The following is a 21,193-nucleotide window of genomic DNA, read 5'->3' on the forward strand; positions in this document are numbered from 1 at the left end:
ATACGCACCCCACAGCGCCCCGCCCAGCGAAGCTTCCAACCGATACTGGCGAAGGCGGACACCGTGCCGCCTTTGTCGCACGCCGCCCGCGCAAACTATCGCGCGATTTTTCATGCGTGGAACCTCCGCTGCCGAAAGGTGGCTTCGCCCAACCCGTAGGGATTGGGCGTTTTTTCACGTCTGGCGCTCTGGAGGGGCCGCAGCGTTACGTCAGGCGCCGGGCCCGCCGGTGATGTAGTGCTCGAGTTGCTCGATCGTGAACTTCTGCTCGGCGATGATTTCCTTCACCAGGTCGCCGATCGACACCATCCCCACGAGCCTGCCGCCGTCCATGACGGGCAGGTGACGCATGCGCCGCTCGGTCATGAGCGCCATGCAGTCGTAGGTGGTCTGCTCCGGTTGGACGAAGCGCACGTGCGCGCTCATGATCTCGCGCACGGCGGTCGTTTTCGAAGACCGGTCCATCAGCACGATCTTGCGCGCGTAGTCGCGCTCCGTGACGATGCCGGCGATCGTTGGACCATCGGTCACGAGCAGCGCGCCGATCTGCTTATCGGCCATGAGGCGGATTGCGTTGTAGACGGAATCGGAGGCTTCGATCGTGTACACCACCTGTTCCGGCTTCGATTTGAGTACCTGTGCAACGCTTGTCATAGGGCGACCCCTCTTCGTCCTTCTGGTTGTCCAGTCATTGCGTGGCGCGGCAAGCCGGGCGTATCGCCCGTCAAGCCATTGGAAAGCCACTTCAGTATAGGCGGCTGGCGTGCTGTGCGGCGTTGGGGTATGCGCGGGGTCGCACCATTTATGCCAGGGGCATGCGGCGCGGGCGCCGCCGACGCCTACGGGGCTGGGCGGCGGGGCAGAGCAAATGGCGGTAAACTCCGGTTCCGAACCTCAACCCGGTCCCTTGCCGGTTTTGCCAGTATTTTGCTCGAGAATCATGCCTACGCTTCCTGAGTCGTCCTGTGCGGACGGCGACAACGCCAACGAATGCGTCGTGCTTGACGCGATCGCCACGCTGCCGACCCGCTACGGCACGTTCGAGTCCTATGTCTACCGGGTGAAGGACGGCGGCGCCGAGCATCTCGCGCTCGTCATGGGCGACGTCGGCAGCGGCGAGCCCACGCTGACGCGGCTCCACTCCGAATGCCTGACCGGCGACGTGTTCGGTTCCTACCGCTGTGACTGCGGCGAGCAGCTCGACCTTGCGCTGCGCTACATCGCGGCCGAAGGCCGTGGCGTGCTGCTTTACCTGCGTGGCCACGAAGGCCGGGGCATCGGCCTGTCGAACAAGATCCGCGCATACCAGTTGCAACAGCAGGGCCGCGATACCGTCGAGGCGAATCTCGATCTCGGTCTGCCCGACGACGCGCGCGAATACGATTCGGCGGCGGCGATCCTGCGGCTGTTGAAAGTGTCGTCGGTGCGGCTGATGAGCAACAATCCGAAGAAGTTCGATACGCTCAGGCAGCACGGCCTCCCGGTGATCGAGCGCGTGGCGCTCGCGATCCCGATGCGCGAGGAAAACGAACGTTATATCCGCACCAAGCAGGTTAAGTTCGGGCATTACTTCGAAGAAAACGAATAGTGAGAATTTCCGATCTGTCTGTGGTCTTCCAGAGAGAGCTAAAATAATCCGCAAGTAGTTGAAGGTAAAATGAAAACTGTCGACGTTGGCCATCCGGGGCGGCACAACGACGCTTGTCTCCATACGTCTAAGCTCGTGATCTCGGCGTAGGTTTTTTCGGCGTTGTCAACGGAACCTACGCCGGATATTCTTCCCGCAGAAAAACCTACGCCGAGGGAAGAATGCACTTCGATGCACGTGCCGCAGCCAAGCTGCCGAGCGGCGCTCACATGACCTTTGAGGGATTTCCCGGGCTGCGCATGCAAGCTTCTACGAGCCGCAAATCGTGGACGTATCGCTATAAGTCACCAGTCGATAGCCGAATGCGGTAAGTGAAGCTCGGTGAATGGCCAGCAATGTCGTTTGCTGGAGCTATTACTGCGTGGGAGAAGAGCCGCGTCGAAAGGGATTCGGGCGCCGAGCTTTCGGCACTGCGACGAAAGCCGGAAACAGCGACTACTCGTCCATCTCCGGACACTTACAGCGTCAGACAGCTGTGCCGCGATTATCTCCAGGGTTATGTAGAAGTCAATCGAAAGACGAAAGGTGCAGTCGAGGTCGCACGCATATTCAAAGCAATGTTAGGTCTTATCGCGGATATGCGTGCGGCTTCCATAACGCGCGCCCAAGCTTTCGATCTGCTGGAATCTCCAGCTTTTCGGGCGGATGCACCGGAGCTCGCCCCGGATGGCGCGCGTAAGGGCCTGCCAGCCGTTCGGCCAGAAACCGGCTCGACCAACGGCTAATGAAGCGGGAGTCACAGCGCAGCCGCTGCATGATCGCCTCACGTGTTTCGCCGTCGTCAAGCATCAGGATCAACCGGGCACGCCGCGTGTCCGCTGCGCGTACCGTTTGGCGGCGGGCCGCCTGCGGACCGATCAGAAGCGATGCGTCATACCGACTGCCGCCATGAACTGATTGGTAGCGGGTTCAGTCACCGAAATACCGGGCCAGCTAACAGTCGCTGTCCCGTTGTTCTTCAGATAGCCGACGCGGGTGTAGAAGCTCGTACGTTTCGAGATCCAGTGATCGATGCCGATCTGGAAGCCGGGAGTGTTGTCGTGGGCGCCGCGCACGTTGCGATAGAGGGCGGCCAGCGTCACAGCATCGGCTGACGTGGCCTGGATCGTGGCACCGAGCTCCGCGAGGCTAGCCGAGTGCGCCGTACCAAGCAGTGCGGCCAACGAGTGCGCTGCTGGGTCACTTGCACGCTCATATGTATAGTTGAACGTCACATTAACAATACCGAAGTGGTACCCCAATGCACCGATGAAGTGCTCGGTGCTGAGTAGCGGAACCGGCGCCGGGAGGGTGGAGATCGTCTCGGTGCCCGGATGCTGGTTTACATACGCGAACCCGGCATAAAGACCCGCGCCCGTATAGTTAAAGCCGACACTGAGCGAGTTGCCCGAGGTGGCCGGTACTGGCTGCGTGACTGTTGCGGAGAATGCATACTGGGCATACAGCGTCACACCTCCGATCTTCGGCGTCTGGTATAGCACACTGTTGCTGAGGCGCCCCGGATCGTATTGGGTAGAAAGTGTGTTGCGATCGGCGGCGAGCACCATCGCCGAAAATGGCGATAGCGATTCGTTCAATGCGAACGGGTCGGTTGGATAGATCACCCGGAAGGCGACGTCGTATTGGCGGCCCAGTGTCAGCGACCCGTATTTTTCATCGTTAAGGCCGACCCACGCCCGACGGTAGAAAAGAGTGGTTGTGTCGGCATACAGACTGCCATTGTTGAGATTGAACCCAGTTTCAACGTTAAATTGGGCTGTCGTGCCGCCACCGAGATCCTCTGTGCCCTTCAGTCCGAACAGGGAACCAGTCGAGCCTCCGCTCTTTTGGGCGATTGTATGTACCCCGCCGTTGTCTAGGTATTGCAAATACGTATCGGCCACACCGTACAGCGTGACGCTGGAATCAGCTGCTGCTGCGTTACCTGCGATCATTGCAATCGCTACGCCGCAAACTTTATGCTTGCCTAACCGCATGTGTCTCCTCTCTCTCTTATTGGACTGTCATCAAAATAGAATGCGCGTGTCGACTGAGAGCAGTAAAATCAAATGTCTATTGTCGAAATCACCACGGTTTGCCTACCAAAAATGACGTTGGAATGCGCTGCCGATCATGGCCCGTGGTAAGTGCTTCATTGCAGCGGCAGTTCGTACACAACTAAGTTGACGAAACCATGCCGCCTTGTCGGGGTATCAAAGCATATAGTCCGAAAAATTATGAGCAAAGCAGCGTATTTGGATTGACATGTCTTCGCACTTTAATTCGTATTACTGAAAACTATGCGCATGAATTGTGACTTTTTGAGATGTGGTCGACCGGCTGCTACGTCTTCAGGCTCCGCGGAGCGAACAGCAGCATTGCCGCAGCCGCAGCGGCTGCAAAAACTGACATTACAAACAAGCCACTACCGAAGTTTCCGGATTTCTCTCGGAGCAGTCCGAGTATCCATGGTGTGACGAAACCAGAGAAGACGGCAATCGTGTTGATAAACGCAATTCCGGTGGCGGCAACCGGTGCCGCCAGATATCCGGACGGAACGCTCCAGAAGATCGGAACCGCTGCCTGAATGCCTATTGTGGCGAACGACAACAGGATTACGGAAGAGGGCAGGGAGAGGTTCGGGACGGTAAGCGCCACAAGAGATATGGCGCTGACAATAGCTGGGAGAGCAAAATGCCAGCGACGCTCCATTGTCCGATCCGAATGAGCGCCATTAAGCCACATCGCCGCACCGGCGAGAATGCTGGGACCACCGATGAGAAGTCCGACATCAAAAGCCGACTGAACCCCAAACGACCTCACGACCGCGGGCCCCCAGAAAGCAAGCCCGTAGGCTGTGGACGTGGTGCAATAGAAAACAAAGGCGAGACCATAGATGCGCCAGTCGCGAAGTACACTGGCAAAGGACTGAGCCGGGCGACCGGTGGACTCGCTTTCACGATCATTGGAAAGCGCACGCAGCAACGCCTGCCGTTCCTCGTTAGTAAGAAAGTGTGCGGTTATAGGACTCTCACTCAGCCGGAAATACGCGATAAAGGCAATAACACAACTCGGCAGACCCTCGATGAGAAAGAGCCACTGCCAGCCGCGCAGCCCACGCATGCCGTCCATATGATCCATGATGAGCCCCGAAAGCGGGCCACCGAACACACTCGCCGCGACAATCGCCATCATGAAACCAGCAATGATTCGTGCTCGCCGGTGTGTAGGCAGCCAGCAGCCGAAGTAATAGATGATCGCGGGGAAGAAGCCAGCTTCGCACATTCCCAGCAGGAGTCGTGCAATGTAGAACTGGAGCGGCGACTTCACGAGCATCGTTGCGGCAGAAACGGCCCCCCAACCGAACATGATGCGGAAGATAGTCTTGCGCATGCCGATGCGGTGAAGCAAGAGGCTGGCAGGTACCTCGAAAGCCATGTACGTAAGAAAGAACAGACCTGCGCCAAGACCGTATGCAGCGTCCGAGAGCCCAAGATCAGAGCGCATTTGCAGGTGCGCATAACCGATATTGAGTCGATCCAGGGTGCACAAAACGTAGCCGACGAACAGCACCGGTAACAGCCTGCGAATGACTTTTTGATAAACCTGCTCGATGCCGTGATCCGCTGAAGCGGATGCGTCGGTTTCGGCCGATGTGACGAACTCCTGTTCCATGTGTCCCCTTTAATTTCAGGCAGAGGACAATGAATCATCAAGAGTGCGTTACCCTCTGCATCTGCGCAGAATGCCGGAGCGCGGTTTTTTCGTCATTTAACGTATACCCTGCAATATTTTGAGAATACATTAAAGGTCTACAGTGTCGCCCCAGCGAGCGCCGATTGTTCATTGGGGAAGGCCGCGAGCATGTCAGCAAAGTTGTTCGCACCAGCAGAGATGTGACTCGACATGGCTTTGGCCGCTGCATCTTCGTCACCCGCCAGGATGGCGTCTAGGACGTCGTGGTGCTCCTTCAGCGAGGCCCGCATACGTGCGGGACGGTCGAAGCGGATATCGATGATGCCCCGCATCCGGGCCCTCAGCGTTCGCAACTGCTGGTTCAGATAGTTATTGCGGCATGCATCGTAGATGGTGGTGTGGAACCGGGTGTTAGCTGCACGATAAGCAGCCGCGTCGTTCTGCAAGGCAGCTGCGTTGCACTCTTCATAGCTTTCACGCAGGGCGGCGGTCTCCTCGTTGGTGATACGGCGGGCAGCAAGTCCAGCGGCCAGGGCTTCCAGCGAAGTAAGCACTTCGTTGAGTCCAACGTATTCTCGCAACGAAATGGACGACACCACCGCACCCTGACGCGGAATCAAGGTCACAAGGCCAGTCGCAGCCAGTTGTAGCAGCGCCTCCCGAGCAGGCGTGCGCGATACCCCGAAGCGGCGGACCAGCAGTTGCTCGTCGATCTGTGTACCGCCAGGTAGCGCGCCGCTGAGGATTTCATCGCTCAGCTCTCGCCTGATCGTATCCGTCAAATTCTGTTTCTGCCCTTGCATGTTCTTCCCCCGCTTCCTTTGATGCATGCATCATACGCGTCCTATCCTCAGAAACGCAGTTTCTCCTGGGGAAAACCGGGATGTTGTTAGCGGTAAGTATACGTAAATATTAGATACGAATACATTGATGGGGATGCATGTGGAACAAACACCTGATGGTGCGCCGACGCTCACAGTGACAGGGCTCATAGCCCGGATAACGCTCAATCGCCCCGCGCAGGCAAACCGTCTCGGGGCGGACGATCTCGCCGTGCTGTCGGCGCATATCGCTGCGGTCAATGGCACCGACGCGCTGGTGCTCCAGTTTGCCGGCAGCGGTAAGCACTTCTGCAGCGGGTTTGACTTGGGACAGTTCGGGACTCGTACCGAGAAGTCGGCGTTCGAAGACGTGGTCAATGCGCTCGAAGACTGCCGCCCGGTCACAATCGCCGCGATCAATGGTGGTGTGTACGGCGGGGCGACCGACCTGGCGCTGGCCTGCGATTTCCGCATTGGCATCGACGCTACACGCATGTTCATGCCTGCTGCGCGGCTCGGGCTGCACTTTTATAGGCGAGGCTTGGAGCGCTACGTGTCGCGACTCGGTCTGGATATGGCCAAACGGATGTTTCTGACCTGTGATGAGTTCGACGCCAAACAATTGGTCGCATGTGGCTTCCTGTCCGAGTGTGTTGCGCGGGAAGATCTTGACGCCCGCGTGTCCGCGCTCAGTGAACATCTGGCTGCAATGGCGCCCATTCCCCTTTTAGGAATGAAGCGCCACCTCAACGCGATCGCGCGAAATACCCTTGATGTCGAAGCGCTGAGTGCGGATATCCGCCGCGCAGCCGCGTCTTCTGACCTGGCGGAGGGCGCGCGCGCGTGGGCGGAGAAGCGCCGCCCGAACTTCACGGGACAATAGGAGGCAGGTTTCATGCAAGACTTCTCGCCACAAGGCGCACTTACCGGGTTGCGCGTGCTGGATCTGTCGCGAGTCCGCGCGGGCCCGACATGCGTGCGGATGCTGGCCGATTTTGGCGCAGACGTGATCAGGATCGAGCCACCACGCGGAGTCGACGCGAATGACTCCATGTTTGCCGACCACCGCAAGGGAGGGGACTTTCAGAACCTGAACCGCAACAAGCGCGGCCTCACACTGAACCTGAAGACGCCCGAGGGCATCGAGATCCTCCATCGTCTGGTCAAAACGGCAGACGTTGTCGTCGAAAACTGGCGGCCTGACGTCAAGGCACGACTAGGGATGGACTACGAGACGCTGAGCCGGCTCAATCAGCGGGTGATTCTCGCGAGCATTTCCGGCTTTGGCCAGGATGGTCCGTATGCGAAGCGCCCAGGCTTCGATCAGATCATTCAAGGCATGGGTGGGTTGATGTCGCTCACCGGCACACGGGAAAGCGGACCCACGCGCGCGGGTATTGCCGTCGCGGATTCGAGCACTGGCTTGTATGCTGCAATCGGCATTCTCACCGCCCTTTTTGAGCGCGAGCGCAGCGGGAAAGGGCAATGGGTGCACACGAGTCTGCTGCATTCGCAGATTGCCATGCTGGACTTTCAGGTTGCGCGCTATCTTGTCGAAGGCGACATTCCTGCCCCGGCAGGCAATGATCATCCAACTGCTGCGCCGATGGGCGCATACGAAGCGGCCGACGGGGCGTTTAACCTCGGCGTGTCTGGAGCCGGGCAGTGGGAAGCGCTTTGTCGCACGTTAGAGAGAGCGGAATGGCTGACCGATCCACGCTTTGAAAGCAACCGTGCGCGCGTTCAGAACCGCCTTCAATTGAACGCAGCACTTCAATCGATCTTCGAAACGAAGACGGTTGAACATTGGGTCACCCTGCTCAACGACGCAAGCATCCCGGCTGGGCCGATCTACAGCGTGCCGCAGATCTTCGAGGACAAGCAGGTACAGCATCTTGGTGTCGTGCAGGAGGCCGTCACGGCGGACGGGCAGGTCGTACCTATGATCGCGCAGCCGGTGACACTTGAGCGTACGCCGGCGAAGATTTCGTCCCCGGCGCCGGAACTCGGAGAACACACCGATGTGATCCTTCGGGAGCTTGGCTTCAGTGCGACCGCAATCGCAGAACTGCACAGTTCGAATGTCGTTTGAGACCGTCCGCGATGAACGAAGATCAGCTTACTAATAGGTCAGTAAGTTAGGGAGCAAATTCGTCGAATGGCGATCTATCGAGTCGTGTCACTCGACGGAGCCACGGACGTGAAACGAGACGGAAGAAGTTTGGCACACAACATCCTCGAAGAGATGCGCATGCTCGCGCTTCAACGGATGAATGATGGGGAACATCCCGATGCGGTTTCGGCGTCGTTTGGGATGCATCGTTCGTGGGCGTACAAGCTGCGGGCGAAGGCTCGGGGTCGAGGACGAGGTGCGCGTGCGTTGCGCTCGACTCTGGCAACAGGCCGCCCGCGCAAGCTCACCGCTGCTCAGGAGCAGCAGGTGTTGCGGTGGATCAATGGCAAGAACCCGATGCAGTATGGATTTGACTTCGGGCTTTGGACACGTAATCTGGTACGCGAGCTGGTGCAGCATAAATTCGGGATCATGCTCAGCCTGGCTTCGATCGGTACAATGCTGGCTCGCCTGGACCTGACGCCACAAAAGCCACTTCAGCGCGCCTACCAGCGCGATCCGGAGGCGATCGAGCGCTGGCAACATGACACGTATCCGTCCATCGCCAGACGGGCTCGTGAGCAGAAGGCGGACATTTTCTTCTGGGACGAATCGGATTTTCGGGCCGACTCGGTACATGGCAAGACATGGGCGCCAAGCGGCGAAACCCCCGTCGTAGAGCGCCCCGGTCAGCGACAGAGTATGAGCGCGGCGTCTGCCGTCAACTCGAAGGGGGCCTTCTGGTTTGCGACGTATGAAGGAGGCCTTAGCGGCGAGTTGTTCGTCGTGCTGCTCAAGAAGTTGATGTTCCATCGCAAGAGACCGGTTCATTTGGTAGTTGACGGACTACCCGCGCACAAAAAGGCCGTTGTGAAGGACTATGTTGCCAGCACTAACGGCAAACTGACTCTGCACTTTCGGCTATGCGCCGGACCTCAATCCGGATGAGTTAGTTTGGAGCCACGTGAAGCCTACAGGCGTCGCCCGAAATCCATTGCGCAAAGGTGAAAAGCTCGCTCCGAAGATTCACGAGCAACTTGCCCAGGTTCAGCAAAACCCGGATCTCGTACGCTCGTTTTTCAGGCATCCGTCTGTCGCCTATATTTCTGACCTATGAGTAATCGGGCGACTGCCGACGCAGAGGCGTCGTCGGCGTTTTCGCTTCCCTTGTTGCTCAAAAGCGACACTAATTTACCAAAGAGTTAGGATGTAATCCGGCGTAGGTTTGCAGCCGGAATACCGCTTTGAAAGGCTGCGTCACTACTCGACGAAAACGAGTAGCGGATACCTGCGCCGTGTGTTCTTCTCTCCGGAAATCCTGCGCCGGAGGGCGGAACGCGCTTTGATGCATGTGTCGCCGCCCTGCTGTCGAGCGGCGAGCATATGACCTGTGAAGCATCCGGGACTGCGCCTGCAGGCCTGCGTGTACCCCTCGTCGGCGGTGCGGAAGTCGTGGTGCGCCGACGCTTGGAGCAGGCCCAGGTAGCGTTTCTGTTTTCTTCCGCTGCCGGCGACGATTAGGTATCCAAATGAAATTTCCGGAGCAGTCTGCGGCCCGCTCTTCTATCTCGCGCGTGAGCCACGCCACGCGACTGCCTGACTGGACCGGTTGTTGAGCGCTTGCTTATTTATCGATGCAGGCGATCAATCATCGTTATTTCCTTGTTTGTCATAAAAAAATCAGTCGCATAACATCGTTTAACCCGACCCAACGTAATAGCGGAGGAATTTGTGAGTTCGACGATGAAGGTCATGGCCCTTCAGGAGCATGGCGGGATTGAAAAGCTTCAGCACGACACCTGGCCCATCCCGGTTCCGACCGCCAATCAGGCTTTGGTCGAGGTAGAGGCCTGTGGGCTGAACTACATGGACGTCTTTGTCATGCACGGCATGCCGGATGTCAAGACGCAGATGCCGCGCATTCCCGGCGGCGATATCTCAGGCGTGGTCCGGGAGGTGGGCGCCGAAGTCTCGAAGGAATGGATCGGCAAGCGGGTCGTGCTCTTCCCTCGCTTTCCGGAGGGCGGCGTGCTGGGCGAAAACGGCAATGGCGGGCTTTGTGAATTCATTGCCGCGGATGAGCGGCAACTGATCGAGATTCCGGATGGAGTCGGTTTCGACGACGCGGCCGCGTTGCCTATCGCTTACGGCACGGCGCACCGCATGCTGTTCACCCGCGGTAAGCTCAAGGCCGGCGAAAAGATCCTCATTCTCGGCGCCAGCGGCGGGGTGGGTGTGGCCTGCCTGCAGTTCGCGAAACTCACGGGCGCGGAGGTGTTCGTCTGCACGAGCACTGAAGAAAAGGCTCGAAAGCTGCGTGAGCTCGGTGCCGATCACACGATCAACTATGCGCAAAACCCGGACTTCTCCAAGGCCGTCTGGGCGGCGAGCGGCAAGAAAGGTGTCGACGTCGCGGTCAATTTCACGGGCGGCGATACGTGGATTGCGACGCAGCGCTGCATGGCGACCGGTGGTCGGATTCTCACGTGCGGTTCGACGATCGGGCACATCAGCGAAATCGATGTGCGCTATGTCTGGCATCGGGAGGTCGACATCATCGGATCGCGTGCCTATGTGCCCGACGACATCCGGGCCTGCCTCGATTTCGTCGCTGCGAGGAAACTGCAGCCGGTGATCGAGTCGAAGTTCCCGCTGGAGCAGGCCGGGGAAGGGATCCGGCTGCTCGAAGATCGACGCATTTTTGGAAAGGTGATTGTCAAGCCATGAGTCAGGTCCTGAAAAATCTGGGCAGCATCGGCGACGCGTACCGCAACGAGGCCCGGCCCGCCATCATCGATCTGTGGGACAGCGAGAATCCGCGCGAGATCGACTATCCGACGTTTCATGCGTCCTGTGACGCGATCGCCCGCGGCTTCGTCGCGCACGGGTTCGTGAAGGGTGACCGGGTCGGCATCTTCTGCTCGAACCGTCTCGAGTTTCTGGAGACGTTCTATGGCGCGATGCGCGCGGGCGTCATTCCCGTGCCGATGGGCATCCTCCTGCCGAAGGACACGATTGAATGGATCGTGAACGACGCAGCACTCAAGCTCGTATTCTGCGACGCTGACCTGAGCACGAAGCTTCCCGACGATACGCCGCGTATCGTGGTTGAAAGCGCGGACTATGCGGCGTTCAAGGATCCGGGGCCGTTCGAGGCCATCGTGCCGCAGGGCGATGACGTTGCATTCCAGCCCTATACGTCGGGCTCGACCGGCCGTCCCAAAGGCGTGGTGCTGTCGCACCGCGCGCATGTGTGGGTTGCCGAGACGATTTCGCGTGACCGCGGCTTCAGCCCGAACGATCGCATGATCGTGGCGGCGCCGCTTTACCACAAGCATGCGATGAACGCGATCAAGTCGGTGTTAGTCGGCGGCTCGACGGTCGTGCTGATGAAGAAGTTCGAGCCACGCGCCTACCTGGAGGCGGTGAGCCGTTACCAGGTATCAGTCCTCTCGGGCGTGCCGACCATTTTCGCGATGATCCTCCAGCAACGCGATCTGCTCGAAGGCAAGGACTTCTCGTTCGTCCGTCTTGCGACGCTGGGTGGCGCACCGGCATCGGACGAACTGATCGATGCGGTAGCCAGGCTGTTGCCGAATGCCGGGATCATCTGCATCTTCGGCATTACGGAAACGAGCGCCGCGCTCTTCGGCTCGCATCCGCAGAAGCGGCTCCGGCCGCGACACTCGATCGGTTTCCCGATTGCGGGCAACGAGTTCAGGCTCGTCGGCGGTCCCGACGAGAACTTCGGCGTGTTGCACGTGCGCGGGCCGGGGATGATGAACGGCTATCACAACAACCCGGCGGAGATGGAGCGCCGGCTAAAAGATGGCTGGTTCAACACCGGTGACGTGCTGCGGCGCGACGCCGACGGATGGTATTACTTCGTCGGCCGCTCGGACGACATGTTCGTGTGCAGCGGGAACAACATCTATCCGGCCGAGGTCGAGTTGATGCTCGAGCGCCATCCCGACATTGATCAGGCGGTGGTGGTGCCGGTGCCGGACGAGGTCAAGCACCAGATTCCCTATGCGTATGTGGTGAAACGCAAAGGGGCGACCCTCTCCGAGAAGGATGTGAAAGACCACGCGCTGAAGAACGCGCCACCGTACCAGTACCCGCGCCGGGTAATCTTCGTCGAGCAGCTGCTGCTCAACGGTGTGGGCAAGATCGATCGCAAGACGATCACGGCGCAGGCGCTCGAATTCAATCGTACCGAGCGCAACGCGCAGTCCGGTGCAGAAGTACGCGCGGAGGGAGCATGACCCTCGAAGAAGCCCAGGCGCTCGTGTCGCGCGGCCCCTACCTGCGCTGGCTCGGTCTGCAGGTGCTGGAACTGGGACCCGACACCATTGCGGCGAAGGCGAGCTGGCGCGAGGAATGGGTGGCCAACCCCGTACTTGGCCAGACCCACGGCGGCATTCTTGCTGCGCTCATCGATTTCGCTGCGGACTTCGCGCTGCTCGGCAGTATCGGGCGTCCGGTGCCGACGATCGACATGCGTGTGGATTACCACCGCCTGACGAAACAGTGCGACCTCGTCGTGAAAGGGCGCGTGATCAAGCTGGGCAAGCAATTTTCGGTGTGCGAGGCTCAGGTTTTCGATGATGGCCAGCGCATCGTGGCCAGCGGTCGCGGCGCTTACATTACTGCGCCGAAAGGGGACTGATGCACGGGCAGGAACCCGGTTTCCGGTGGACGGGCTCCTTCCTCCCACACTATCGAGGTGACCCATGCCAGACAACGGGGACAGACGTTTCGTGACGGAGTACACGCGCGACTATTACGGCGGCGCGTTGATGTTGCTGATCGGCCTCGGCGCGGTCGTGCAGGGAATGCGGTACGGCGTCGGCACGCTGACGCACATGCAGAGCGGCTTTTTCCCGGTGGCACTGGGCTGTGTTCTTGCCTTCCTCGGGCTGGTCATTGCAGCAGGCGCGCGGAGGAACGCGGCAGCAACCGAAGAGGAAGTCCTCCCGCCGGAATGGCGCGGCTGGATCTGCATCACGCTGGGCATCCTGGTGTTCCTGGTCCTGGGGCGTTACGGAGGGCTCGTGCCGGCGACTTTCGCGATCGTCTTTATTTCCGCGCTGGGAGATCGCGACAACACCGTGTGGTCGGCGTTCCTGCTCGCCATTGCTATCTGCCTGATCAGCGTGGTGTTGTTCTGGTGGGCGCTGAAACTCCCGTTCCCGTTATTCAGCTGGGGCTAAACCGATGGCTTTGCAATCTCTGACCGACCTGTGGCATGGGTTCGGTGTCGCATTCGAATGGCACAACTTCATGTGGTCGTTCTTCGGCGTCGTCATCGGCAACCTGATCGGAGTGTTGCCGGGTATGGGGCCATTGTCGGCGATTTCGCTGCTGCTTCCGCTGACCTATTCGATGCACCCCGTTGCGGCCATCCTGATGCTGGCCGGCGTGTTCTACGGCTCGCAGTATGGTGGCGCAATCGGCGCGATCCTGCTGAACCTGCCGTGCCACCCGCCGCACGCCGTCACGTGCCTGGACGGTTACCCGATGACACGCAAGGGCAGAGGTGGGGCGGCGCTCGGCATCACCATGATGTCGTCGTTCTTTGCCGCGACTGTGGGCATCGTGGTGATGATTTTCCTGTCGCCACTGCTGGTGCGGCTTGCGTTCAGCTTTGGCCCGAGTGAGCTGTTCTCCATCATGCTGCTGGGGCTGCTCGCCGGAGGTACGATGTCGACCGGCTCGCCTGTCAAGGGCGTCGCGATGACCGTGCTGGGCCTGCTGATCGGCGCGGCGGGTATCGATATCAATTCCGGAACGATCCGCTTTACGTTCGGGTTTCCGGAACTGGCCGATGGCGTCCAGCTTGTTGCGCTTGCGTTGGGACTGTTCGGCGTGGCGGAGTTCCTGCGCAACGTGAACCGCATGCACGTTGTCGGGTCCGGTATGAAGGTGCGGCTGCGGGACATGCGACCGACGCGTGGCGAGATGAAACAGGCGTTTTGGCCGATGATCCGGGGAACGGCGGTGGGCACCGCTTTCGGTGCGATGCCCGGCACGGGACCGACGATCACGACGTTCATCGCCTACGCACTGGAAAAGCGGATCTCCAGGTCGCCCGAGCGGTTTGGCACCGGCGCGCTTGAGGGCGTGGCGGCTCCTGAAGCTTCATCGCATTCGAAGACCCAGGTTGACTTCATCCCGACGATGAGCCTCGGTATTCCGGGCGATCCCATCATGGCATTGCTGCTGGGTGCGCTCCTCATTCATGGGGTGCAGCCGGGCCCGCTGCTCATCAGCCAGCACGCTGACATTTTCTGGGGACTGGTGGCCAGCTTCTGGATCGGCAATGTGCTGCTCGTGCTGCTCAACGTGCCGCTGATCCAGATATGGGTCAAGGTGCTGCAGGTGCCGTACCGCTTTCTTTATCCGGCAGCGCTGCTGTTCATCGCGGTGGGCGTATATTCCACCAACAACAGCCTGTTCGAGGTTGGCGAGGTGCTGTTCTTCGGCCTCTTCGGTGCGGTGCTGCTCGCGCTGAAGTTCCCTGTCGCCCCGATTCTCCTCGGCTATGTGCTTGGGCCAATGCTGGAAGAAAACTTCCGCCGGGCGCTGCTGCTCTCCCACGGCCAGCTCTCCGTCTTCGTGCTGCATCCCGTCAGCGCCGCGTTTCTCGCCGCGAGCACCATTCTCGTGCTTGCGCAGGTGTATTTCGCGACCATCGCACGCCGCAGAGGAAAGCGCGATTCGTCCGCACCCTTGCCGCCGGCCTCCACACCCGCTTCTTCCCATGCGCACGACGACGACCCAGTCCAGGATGACGGCAACCGCTATCTGAACGCACGATGACGCAGGCCGTTGTCGCTCGTGAAGTTCCTTCAGCAGAGAGACCCGTGCGCCGCTGCGGCGCCGGGACATGCATCACAGCTGCGAAATTGCAGGCAGATGAACGGCTTGCAACGTTGCCTGATGTAACTGCATTCCGTGTATGAAAAACAAGAGGCATCAAGCATGAAAAAAATACAGTTGACACTGGCCGTCGGCGATTACGAGATTACGCGCCCGCTGAGGGACGGCACCGTGCAGGCCGAAGGCATCGATTTGACTGTGCTGACCGGAATGGACTCGATTACGCGGCATTGGCGTTTTCTGCGCAACAACGAGTTCGACGCTGCGGAGATTTCCGCTTCGTCCTACATCGTCTCGCGTGACCGCGACCTGCCGTTCCGCGCGATTCCCGTATTTCCTCATCGCCGCTTCCGGCACGGCTTTATCTATATCAACCGTAACAAGGGAATCGAAAAGCCTGCCGACCTGATCGGCAAGAAGATCGGCGTGAAGGCTTACCAGGTCACCGCCGTGCTGTGGCTGCGCGGCATGCTCGAGCACGAGTATGGGGTGCCGCACCGTTCGATCGACTGGTATTCCGATCTGGACGAAGACCTTGATTTCCGGCCGCCCGAAGGCGTGAGGCTCACGCGCGTGCGCGATGACCAGTCCGTCGAGACGATGCTGGCCGAAGGCGAGCTCGATGCCTTGCTGCACCCGGACATCATCGAGCCGATCGTGAGAAAGGATCCGCGTGTGGGCCGGCTCTTCGAGAATCCGAAGGCCGCTGAGATCGAGTACTACCAGCGCACCGGTATTTTCCCGATCATGCATTTTGTCGGACTGAAGCAGGAACTGGTGGAGCGCCATCCCTGGGTGCCGCGAAGCCTCGCCAAGGCTTTCGAACAGGCCAAGGCGATCGGGATGAAGCGTATGCGCAATCCTCGCGTCGCGCCGCTCGCCTGGTATCAGGAGGCACTCGAAGAACAGGACGCGCTGCTCGGCGATGATCCCTGGGAATATGGACTGAGTGCCGCGAATGTGAAGAACATCGAGACGCTGATGGGCTATTCGCATGAACAGGGATTGATTCGACGCATGATCCCCATGAACGAGTTATTTCTCGATCTCTCGGAGGGAACGAAGCGGGGCACATTCCGGACCTGATTGTCTCTGATTGTCTGCGCCTGTCCAGGTTCGCGCGTTATCGCATGGAACGATGAGCCTGGTCAGCGGGACGATCTCATCAATCGAAAAAATATAATAATGGACCGATATTGGTTGTGTTTATTTTCCAGCGAATGCTGAACCTATAATCGGCTCGTACCTGGACGGCCCGCAGACCAATCCAGACAGTCATCGCTGTTATGGGCTGGCAGCTTCGCGCACTAATCTATGTACAACTAAATAAACGAATGCGCATGCATGTCGAACCGATATATCGGTGGCCCGCACGCGAATATTGGAATAAGGAAAATAGCAGATGAAAAAGCGCGTCCTTGCAATTGCCGCATTAGGCAGTGCGGCTGTCATGCCGGTATATGCCCAGAGCACGGTGACGTTGTACGGCGTTATCGATGAAGGCCTCCAGTTCAATACGAATAACAAGAACGTTGTCGGTGGACACAATGTCGGTGGCCGGCTCTGGAATCTCGATTCACTTGCAGGTCCATCCGGCAGCCGCTGGGGCATGAAAGGGGCTGAGGATCTCGGCGGCGGCGTGAAAGCGGTATTTACACTCGAGTCCGGTATCAACCTGAATTCCGGCAATTTCGGGCAGGGTGGCACGGCATTCGGCCGTCAGGCATTCGTTGGGTTGAGCAGCCAGCAATGGGGGAGTGTCCTGCTCGGCCGGCAATACGACAGCGTGAACGACTATATCGGTTACATGACTTTTGGTCTTGCGGGGTATGGCAGCGGGCTGGCGCATCCGGGCGATATCGACAACACGACGCATGAATCTCGCGCGAACAACACGATCAAGTACATTTCACCGAACTTCAGCGGTCTTTCATTCGGCGGCACGGTGACGGTTGGCGGCGTTGCGGGTTCCCTGTCGCAGAATAGTGGCTTTTCCGGAGGGATCGGATACCGCGGAGGACCTCTTTCACTTGGTCTGGTATACGAGCTTTTCAGGAATCCGTCGAACGCCGGGGCGATTCTTAACAGCAACGCGAATGCCGTGGCGCCGTCGAGCACTTCCGCGTTCGGCTCACTTAATTCGGGTTATCTGGCGGGTGCCAATCCGGCCACTTCATGGCAGGTTATCGGCGCGGCGGGCTCGTATAACTTCGGTCAGGTCACGCTCGCCGGCGCATGGACCAATGTCCGCTACGGCAACATAGGGCGCTACAGCGGCGCATCGGCGACATTCAACGACGTCGAGGTCAACGGGATGTACCAGGTCAATCCCGCCGTCTTTTTGTCACTGGCGTACAACTATCTCAAGGGCAACGCCGTGCGCGGAGATATCGGCGACCAGACATACCATCAACTTTCGGCCATGGCCGATTACACGCTATCCAAACGTACGGATGTCTATCTGACTGCGACTTATCAGATCGCGAGCGGTACGAACTCCACGGGTGCGCCTGCGGTTGCCAACATCTCGCTCGTTGGCGACTCATCGAACAATCGCCAGGCGCTTTTCCGCCTTGGCATGCGGCATCGATTCTGAGACACCTTCGCCGGTCGCGCACAGCTCGCGCGCGCCTCAGGCGGCCTGGTTGTGCTCGTCCCGGATGCCTTCCCAGCGATAGTCACACGGAATGGTCTCGATCAGCGCGTCGACAAGCCTCTGTGTATTGGGCGAAAACGACCGCAACTGCCGTGTGATGAGACACACTTCACGCGTGACCACGGGGTCGGTGAGCTCCCGAAACAGGAACTTCTTGAGAGGCCCGGACTGCATCGCGAGTTCGGGCAACACCGAGATACGTCCACCAAGGGTGAGCATTGCGAAGAGCGAGGTCGTGCTCGATGCACGGTCCGTCAGGCTGGCATGGTGGTGCATCCCCAATGCCGGATGGGCGTCGAGGAACGCACCGATGCCGGTGTCATTAGCCAGCGAAATGGTCTTGAATTCCGCGAGATCTGACCAGCGCAGGGAGCGGTCGATGCTCCCCAGCGGATGATCTGCGGGGAACAGTACGCCAAAGCGGTCGCCGACGATGGGCAGGTAGGCAAGATCGGGGAAATTGTTCAGACGGCTCGCAATGCCGAAATCCACTTCTCCCGACAGTACTGCGCGTTCCACTTTGTCGGAGCTTCCGTCGCTGACAGAAATCGTGATGTCCGGGTACGAACGCTGAAAGGCAGCCAATGCGGGGGTGAGGACGTGCTCGACCATCGACGGCACGGCTGCAATACGCGCATGGCCGCGGTGGCTCAGCGAGATTGCCTGCAGATCGCCCACCGCCGTATCGAAGTCCTGGAGGACACGGTCTGCCACCGGCTTGAACCGGGCCGCATCGGCAGTCATGACGACCCGGCGCGTCGTACGGTCGAAGAGCTTCAGCCCGACTTCCTCCTCGAACTGCTGGATGGTGGCAGTCAACGAGGACTGCGTCTGGTATAGCCTGGCCGCGGCTAGCGTGAATGATCCGGTATCAGCCACCGCGACAAAACATCGAAGGTGACGAAGCGATATTTTTCTCGTTGCCATGGGTTCGGATACCTCGTCTGAATGGGGCGCCTTGAACCGCCCGCATGGCAGGTGGCCCCGCCGCAGGCAGGCCTTGCGTGATTGCTCGCTCCACACCCGCGCCGGCCCAGCGCTGCACGACGCTCTGCCTCATTTCACTACTGAAGCGACGCGGCAAATCTGCAGCGGATCGTGGAGATACGCCTGTCTTCCTGGCACCAGGATATGCGGTGTTTTTTATGGCCGCAAGTGATCAAAAAAACGCGATTGATACTTCGTGTCGATGAGTTGCTGCCGTCCGGGCGTGGAGACAATGGACGAGGGCGCAACGGGGCGGGGAGATGAGGGAAATCCCTGGCGAACCCGCAGTTTCGTGTGTCGCTCAGCCGGGCCCGCTGCTGAAATGATTTCAGACCCATTCATCGAAAAACTATAACAATGGGCAAAAATTAATTGTGTTTTTTTCTCGTTCAACGCCGAACCTATAATCGATTTCAACGCGAGCCGACTACCTGTTCAACGGGGCTTACCACACCTTTCGGGCGGGCATGGCGCGATGGAATCGCGTATATGAGGCCGCCGTTTTTGCGGGGCGCCAGCAGGCGCTGCGCAATAGCCCGGAGGCAGTCGATGCATCGAAGTCCGTTGCACAGGTTGAATTACCGATGAGCAAGGAGGCAGTCGCGATGGCAGGTATGCTGAGCCCGGGCAGCACCGGGCGTGAGACCCGTCCCGAAGGCATCAGTCGCGTATGCATGCGGCGCGGGCGGAGTCTGCGCTGGTTCGGTGCCGCACTGCTCGCGTGTGCGGGCTGGATGCCGGTTTCCCGGGCACTCGCTGCCGATGCGACAGGCTACCCCGACAAGCCGATCCGGCTGGTCGTGGCATATGGCGTAGGCGGTGTCGCGGACAATATCGGCCGTGTGATTGCTGCGGGGCTCACGCAGGCACTCGGCCAGTCGGTGTACGTGGATAACCGCGGCGGCGGCGGCGGTACGATCGGCGCGACGCTGGTCGCCAAGGCTGCGCCCGATGGCTATACGCTCCTGCTGACCAGCCCGCCGATGATTGCGGTGGCCCCCCTGCTGATCCCCGGCCTCTATTACAACCCGAGGAAGGACTTTACGCCGGTCGGTACGTTCGTGACGACGCCGAACATCCTCGTCGCCAACCCGTCGCTGCCGGTTCATAGCCTGGCCGATCTGGTCGCTTACGCGAGGGGGCCGGGCAAGAACGATGTGAGCTTTGCCTCAGGCGGGACGGGCAGCACGGGTGATCTTTCGGGACAGATCCTCAACCGGACTGCCGGTATCGACATGACGCCCATTCCCTACCGATCGTCCGCGCTCGGTTTTCCGGACGTCATTGCGGGGCGGGTATCGTTCATGTTCGATTCGATCCCGTCGACACTGGGGTTCATCCGTGCGAAACAGGTTCGACCGATCGTTGTGATGTCGGACCGGCGCTCGCCGCTCCTGCCTGATGTGCCCACTGCGGGTGAAGAGGGTTATCCGTCCGCCACGATGCAGTTCTGGATGGGCGTCGAAGGGCCTTCCGGCATGCCCGCTGAGGTCGTGCAAAAACTCAATGCGGCGCTGCGCGCAGCGATGGCGTCCCCCGCAATGATCCACAGCCTCGCGAACCTGGGTGCACAGCCGTTTCTGACATCGCCACAGGAGTTCGGTGCATTGCAGGAGCGCGACATCGCACGTTACAAGCCGCTGGTGCAGCAGATCGGACTGCATGCCGCCGACTAGCGGGCGGCTGTCTGCTTCGAGTGCTGCGCGAAATTTTGATGGATGCGTGGAACACGTCGGGCGCATTCGGACGAAACCAGAATATGCGGTGCGATCCGGCTATGCGATCTCTACCGGTCGGATGTCGTCGGCCGGTGCTGGCAAATAATCTGGAGTCCAAAATATGGCTGCGGGGATGACCATTACCGTGAACGGCAGACAGCATGAGGTGCAGGCGGACGCCGAGACGCCGCTCGTCTATGTGCTGCGCAACGAGATAGGCCTGCACGGGACGAAGTTCGGCTGCGGGGTAGCGCAATGCGGCGTGTGCTCGGTCCTGCTGGACGGACAGGAAATTCGCTCGTGCATCATGCCGGTCGGGATGGCGGTCGGGCATGAGATCACCACGCTCGAAGGCCTCGGTGACGTCTGGGCACAGCGAAAGAAGACATCTGCGGCCACACCGGCGAACGGCGCTGCCGATGGCAATCTTCACCCGGTTCAGCAGGCGTGGATCGACCTTCAGGTGCCCCAGTGCGGATATTGCCAGAGCGGGATGATGATCCAGGCTGTGAGCCTGCTCAATACCAACCCGCGACCCGCACGCGCTGACATCGTGGCGGCCATGCAGGGGCACATCTGCCGGTGCGGCACCCATATGCGTATCATCGCGGCCATCGAGCAGGCTGCCGGGCAGATGGGCAGGGAGGGATAAGCCATGGCCATGAACGAACTTCACGCCTCGCCGGACCCTGT

At 59.7% G+C, this 21,193-nt stretch carries 18 protein-coding genes and 2 pseudogenes; 14 read left to right on the forward strand and 6 right to left on the reverse strand.

Translation table 11 applies throughout. The features are described from left to right. Window positions 1-210 precede the first annotated feature (210 nt). Window positions 211-654, reverse strand: coding sequence for a CBS domain-containing protein (locus BHE01S_RS14670; protein ID WP_042265210.1), 444 nt, complete (start codon window positions 652-654; stop codon window positions 211-213). A gap of 286 nt (window positions 655-940) precedes the next feature. Between BHE01S_RS14670 and ribA the strand changes: the two genes are divergently transcribed. Together ribA and BHE01S_RS36775 are read left to right on the forward strand one after the other, a co-directional pair. Further along, window positions 941-1,588 (forward strand): GTP cyclohydrolase II, encoded by a 648-nt coding sequence (gene ribA, locus BHE01S_RS14675; protein WP_042265211.1) that lies wholly within the window; start codon window positions 941-943, stop codon window positions 1,586-1,588. 371 nt (window positions 1,589-1,959) lie between these two features. After that, window positions 1,960-2,373 carry a hypothetical protein gene (locus tag BHE01S_RS36775; protein ID WP_245639745.1) on the forward strand — a complete coding sequence of 138 codons (414 nt, stop codon included), beginning with the start codon at window positions 1,960-1,962 and terminating at the stop codon, window positions 2,371-2,373. Here the strand turns inward: BHE01S_RS36775 and BHE01S_RS36780 are convergent. The 4 genes and pseudogenes from BHE01S_RS36780 to BHE01S_RS14690 all read right to left on the reverse strand — a co-directional run. Next, a pseudogene (locus BHE01S_RS36780) lies at window positions 2,276-2,509 on the reverse strand (helix-turn-helix domain-containing protein); the annotation flags it as partial. The gene BHE01S_RS36775 and the pseudogene BHE01S_RS36780 overlap by 98 nt on opposite strands. After that, window positions 2,506-3,624, reverse strand: a complete 1,119-nt coding sequence (locus tag BHE01S_RS14680) for a porin (RefSeq protein ID WP_042265212.1) — start codon at window positions 3,622-3,624, stop codon at window positions 2,506-2,508. The gene BHE01S_RS14680 and the pseudogene BHE01S_RS36780, both read right to left, overlap by 4 nt. Before the next feature lie 346 nt (window positions 3,625-3,970). Further along, window positions 3,971-5,302, reverse strand: a complete 1,332-nt coding sequence (locus tag BHE01S_RS14685) for an MFS transporter (protein WP_042265214.1) — start codon at window positions 5,300-5,302, stop codon at window positions 3,971-3,973. A 137-nt stretch (window positions 5,303-5,439) separates the two neighbouring features. Beyond that, window positions 5,440-6,126, reverse strand: a complete 687-nt coding sequence (locus tag BHE01S_RS14690) for a GntR family transcriptional regulator (RefSeq protein WP_042265215.1) — start codon at window positions 6,124-6,126, stop codon at window positions 5,440-5,442. A 139-nt stretch (window positions 6,127-6,265) separates the two neighbouring features. Here BHE01S_RS14690 and BHE01S_RS14695 point away from each other — a divergent pair, with 139 nt between their 5' ends. The 10 genes and pseudogenes from BHE01S_RS14695 (at window position 6,266) to BHE01S_RS14740 (ending at window position 17,735) form a co-directional block, all read left to right on the forward strand. Next, entirely contained in the window at window positions 6,266-7,027 is a 762-nt protein-coding gene (locus BHE01S_RS14695; protein ID WP_245639746.1) for an enoyl-CoA hydratase/isomerase family protein, read from the forward strand. Window positions 7,028-7,039: 12 nt separating this feature from the next. Then, window positions 7,040-8,236 (forward strand): CaiB/BaiF CoA transferase family protein, encoded by a 1,197-nt coding sequence (locus tag BHE01S_RS14700; RefSeq protein WP_042265216.1) that lies wholly within the window; start codon window positions 7,040-7,042, stop codon window positions 8,234-8,236. Between the two features lie 66 nt (window positions 8,237-8,302). After that, window positions 8,303-9,374, forward strand: a pseudogene (locus BHE01S_RS14705) (IS630 family transposase). A 614-nt stretch (window positions 9,375-9,988) separates the two neighbouring features. Continuing rightward, entirely contained in the window at window positions 9,989-10,984 is a 996-nt protein-coding gene (locus BHE01S_RS14710) for a quinone oxidoreductase family protein (protein WP_245639747.1), read from the forward strand. After that, complete coding sequence (locus BHE01S_RS14715; protein ID WP_042265218.1) at window positions 10,981-12,522, forward strand: class I adenylate-forming enzyme family protein; 1,542 nt, start codon at window positions 10,981-10,983, stop codon at window positions 12,520-12,522. The genes BHE01S_RS14710 and BHE01S_RS14715 overlap by 4 nt, the downstream gene beginning before the upstream one ends. Next, a complete protein-coding gene (locus BHE01S_RS14720; RefSeq protein WP_042265219.1) occupies window positions 12,519-12,926 on the forward strand; it encodes a PaaI family thioesterase in 408 nt (135 codons plus the stop codon). The genes BHE01S_RS14715 and BHE01S_RS14720 overlap by 4 nt, the downstream gene beginning before the upstream one ends. A 64-nt stretch (window positions 12,927-12,990) precedes the next feature. After that, window positions 12,991-13,470, forward strand: coding sequence for a tripartite tricarboxylate transporter TctB family protein (locus BHE01S_RS14725; protein WP_042265220.1), 480 nt, complete (start codon window positions 12,991-12,993; stop codon window positions 13,468-13,470). A 4-nt stretch (window positions 13,471-13,474) separates the two neighbouring features. Beyond that, a complete protein-coding gene (locus BHE01S_RS14730; protein WP_042265222.1) occupies window positions 13,475-15,079 on the forward strand; it encodes a tripartite tricarboxylate transporter permease in 1,605 nt (534 codons plus the stop codon). 162 nt (window positions 15,080-15,241) lie between these two features. Next, window positions 15,242-16,225: an ABC transporter substrate-binding protein gene (locus BHE01S_RS14735; protein ID WP_042265223.1), complete on the forward strand. Its 984-nt coding sequence runs from the start codon at window positions 15,242-15,244 to the stop codon at window positions 16,223-16,225. Window positions 16,226-16,541: 316 nt separating this feature from the next. Next, a complete protein-coding gene (locus tag BHE01S_RS14740) occupies window positions 16,542-17,735 on the forward strand; it encodes a porin (RefSeq protein WP_042265224.1) in 1,194 nt (397 codons plus the stop codon). A gap of 36 nt (window positions 17,736-17,771) precedes the next feature. Here BHE01S_RS14740 and BHE01S_RS14745 read toward each other — a convergent pair whose 3' ends face one another. Next, window positions 17,772-18,722 carry a LysR family transcriptional regulator gene (locus BHE01S_RS14745; RefSeq protein ID WP_042265226.1) on the reverse strand — a complete coding sequence of 317 codons (951 nt, stop codon included), beginning with the start codon at window positions 18,720-18,722 and terminating at the stop codon, window positions 17,772-17,774. A 665-nt stretch (window positions 18,723-19,387) separates the two neighbouring features. On the opposite strand from BHE01S_RS14745, the gene BHE01S_RS14750 reads away from it, so the two are divergent. Further along, a complete protein-coding gene (locus BHE01S_RS14750; protein ID WP_167337686.1) occupies window positions 19,388-20,458 on the forward strand; it encodes a Bug family tripartite tricarboxylate transporter substrate binding protein in 1,071 nt (356 codons plus the stop codon). A gap of 175 nt (window positions 20,459-20,633) precedes the next feature. Beyond that, window positions 20,634-21,152, forward strand: a complete 519-nt coding sequence (locus tag BHE01S_RS14755) for a (2Fe-2S)-binding protein (RefSeq protein ID WP_042265339.1) — start codon at window positions 20,634-20,636, stop codon at window positions 21,150-21,152. Window positions 21,153-21,193 lie beyond the last annotated feature (41 nt).

This window comes from Paraburkholderia heleia NBRC 101817, from assembly GCF_000739775.1.
GTDB lineage: Bacteria > Pseudomonadota > Gammaproteobacteria > Burkholderiales > Burkholderiaceae > Paraburkholderia > Paraburkholderia heleia.

Bases quoted from the DNA above. Each gene is read 5' to 3' on its own strand.
- BHE01S_RS14720 (WP_042265219.1), top strand. From the start codon at position 12,519: ATGACCCTCGAAGAAGCCCAGGCGCTCGTGTCGCGCGGCCCCTACCTG.
- BHE01S_RS14750 (WP_167337686.1), top strand. From the start codon at position 19,388: ATGGCAGGTATGCTGAGCCCGGGCAGCACCGGGCGTGAGACCCGTCCC.
- BHE01S_RS14700 (WP_042265216.1), top strand. From the start codon at position 7,040: ATGCAAGACTTCTCGCCACAAGGCGCACTTACCGGGTTGCGCGTGCTG.
- BHE01S_RS14725 (WP_042265220.1), top strand. From the start codon at position 12,991: ATGCCAGACAACGGGGACAGACGTTTCGTGACGGAGTACACGCGCGAC.
- BHE01S_RS14745 (WP_042265226.1), bottom strand. From the start codon at position 18,722: ATGGCAACGAGAAAAATATCGCTTCGTCACCTTCGATGTTTTGTCGCG.
- BHE01S_RS14680 (WP_042265212.1), bottom strand. From the start codon at position 3,624: ATGCGGTTAGGCAAGCATAAAGTTTGCGGCGTAGCGATTGCAATGATC.
- BHE01S_RS14670 (WP_042265210.1), bottom strand. From the start codon at position 654: ATGACAAGCGTTGCACAGGTACTCAAATCGAAGCCGGAACAGGTGGTG.
- BHE01S_RS14730 (WP_042265222.1), top strand. From the start codon at position 13,475: ATGGCTTTGCAATCTCTGACCGACCTGTGGCATGGGTTCGGTGTCGCA.
- BHE01S_RS14740 (WP_042265224.1), top strand. From the start codon at position 16,542: ATGAAAAAGCGCGTCCTTGCAATTGCCGCATTAGGCAGTGCGGCTGTC.
- BHE01S_RS14690 (WP_042265215.1), bottom strand. From the start codon at position 6,126: ATGCAAGGGCAGAAACAGAATTTGACGGATACGATCAGGCGAGAGCTG.
- BHE01S_RS14685 (WP_042265214.1), bottom strand. From the start codon at position 5,302: ATGGAACAGGAGTTCGTCACATCGGCCGAAACCGACGCATCCGCTTCA.
- BHE01S_RS14755 (WP_042265339.1), top strand. From the start codon at position 20,634: ATGACCATTACCGTGAACGGCAGACAGCATGAGGTGCAGGCGGACGCC.
- ribA (WP_042265211.1), top strand. From the start codon at position 941: ATGCCTACGCTTCCTGAGTCGTCCTGTGCGGACGGCGACAACGCCAAC.
- BHE01S_RS14715 (WP_042265218.1), top strand. From the start codon at position 10,981: ATGAGTCAGGTCCTGAAAAATCTGGGCAGCATCGGCGACGCGTACCGC.
- BHE01S_RS14735 (WP_042265223.1), top strand. From the start codon at position 15,242: ATGAAAAAAATACAGTTGACACTGGCCGTCGGCGATTACGAGATTACG.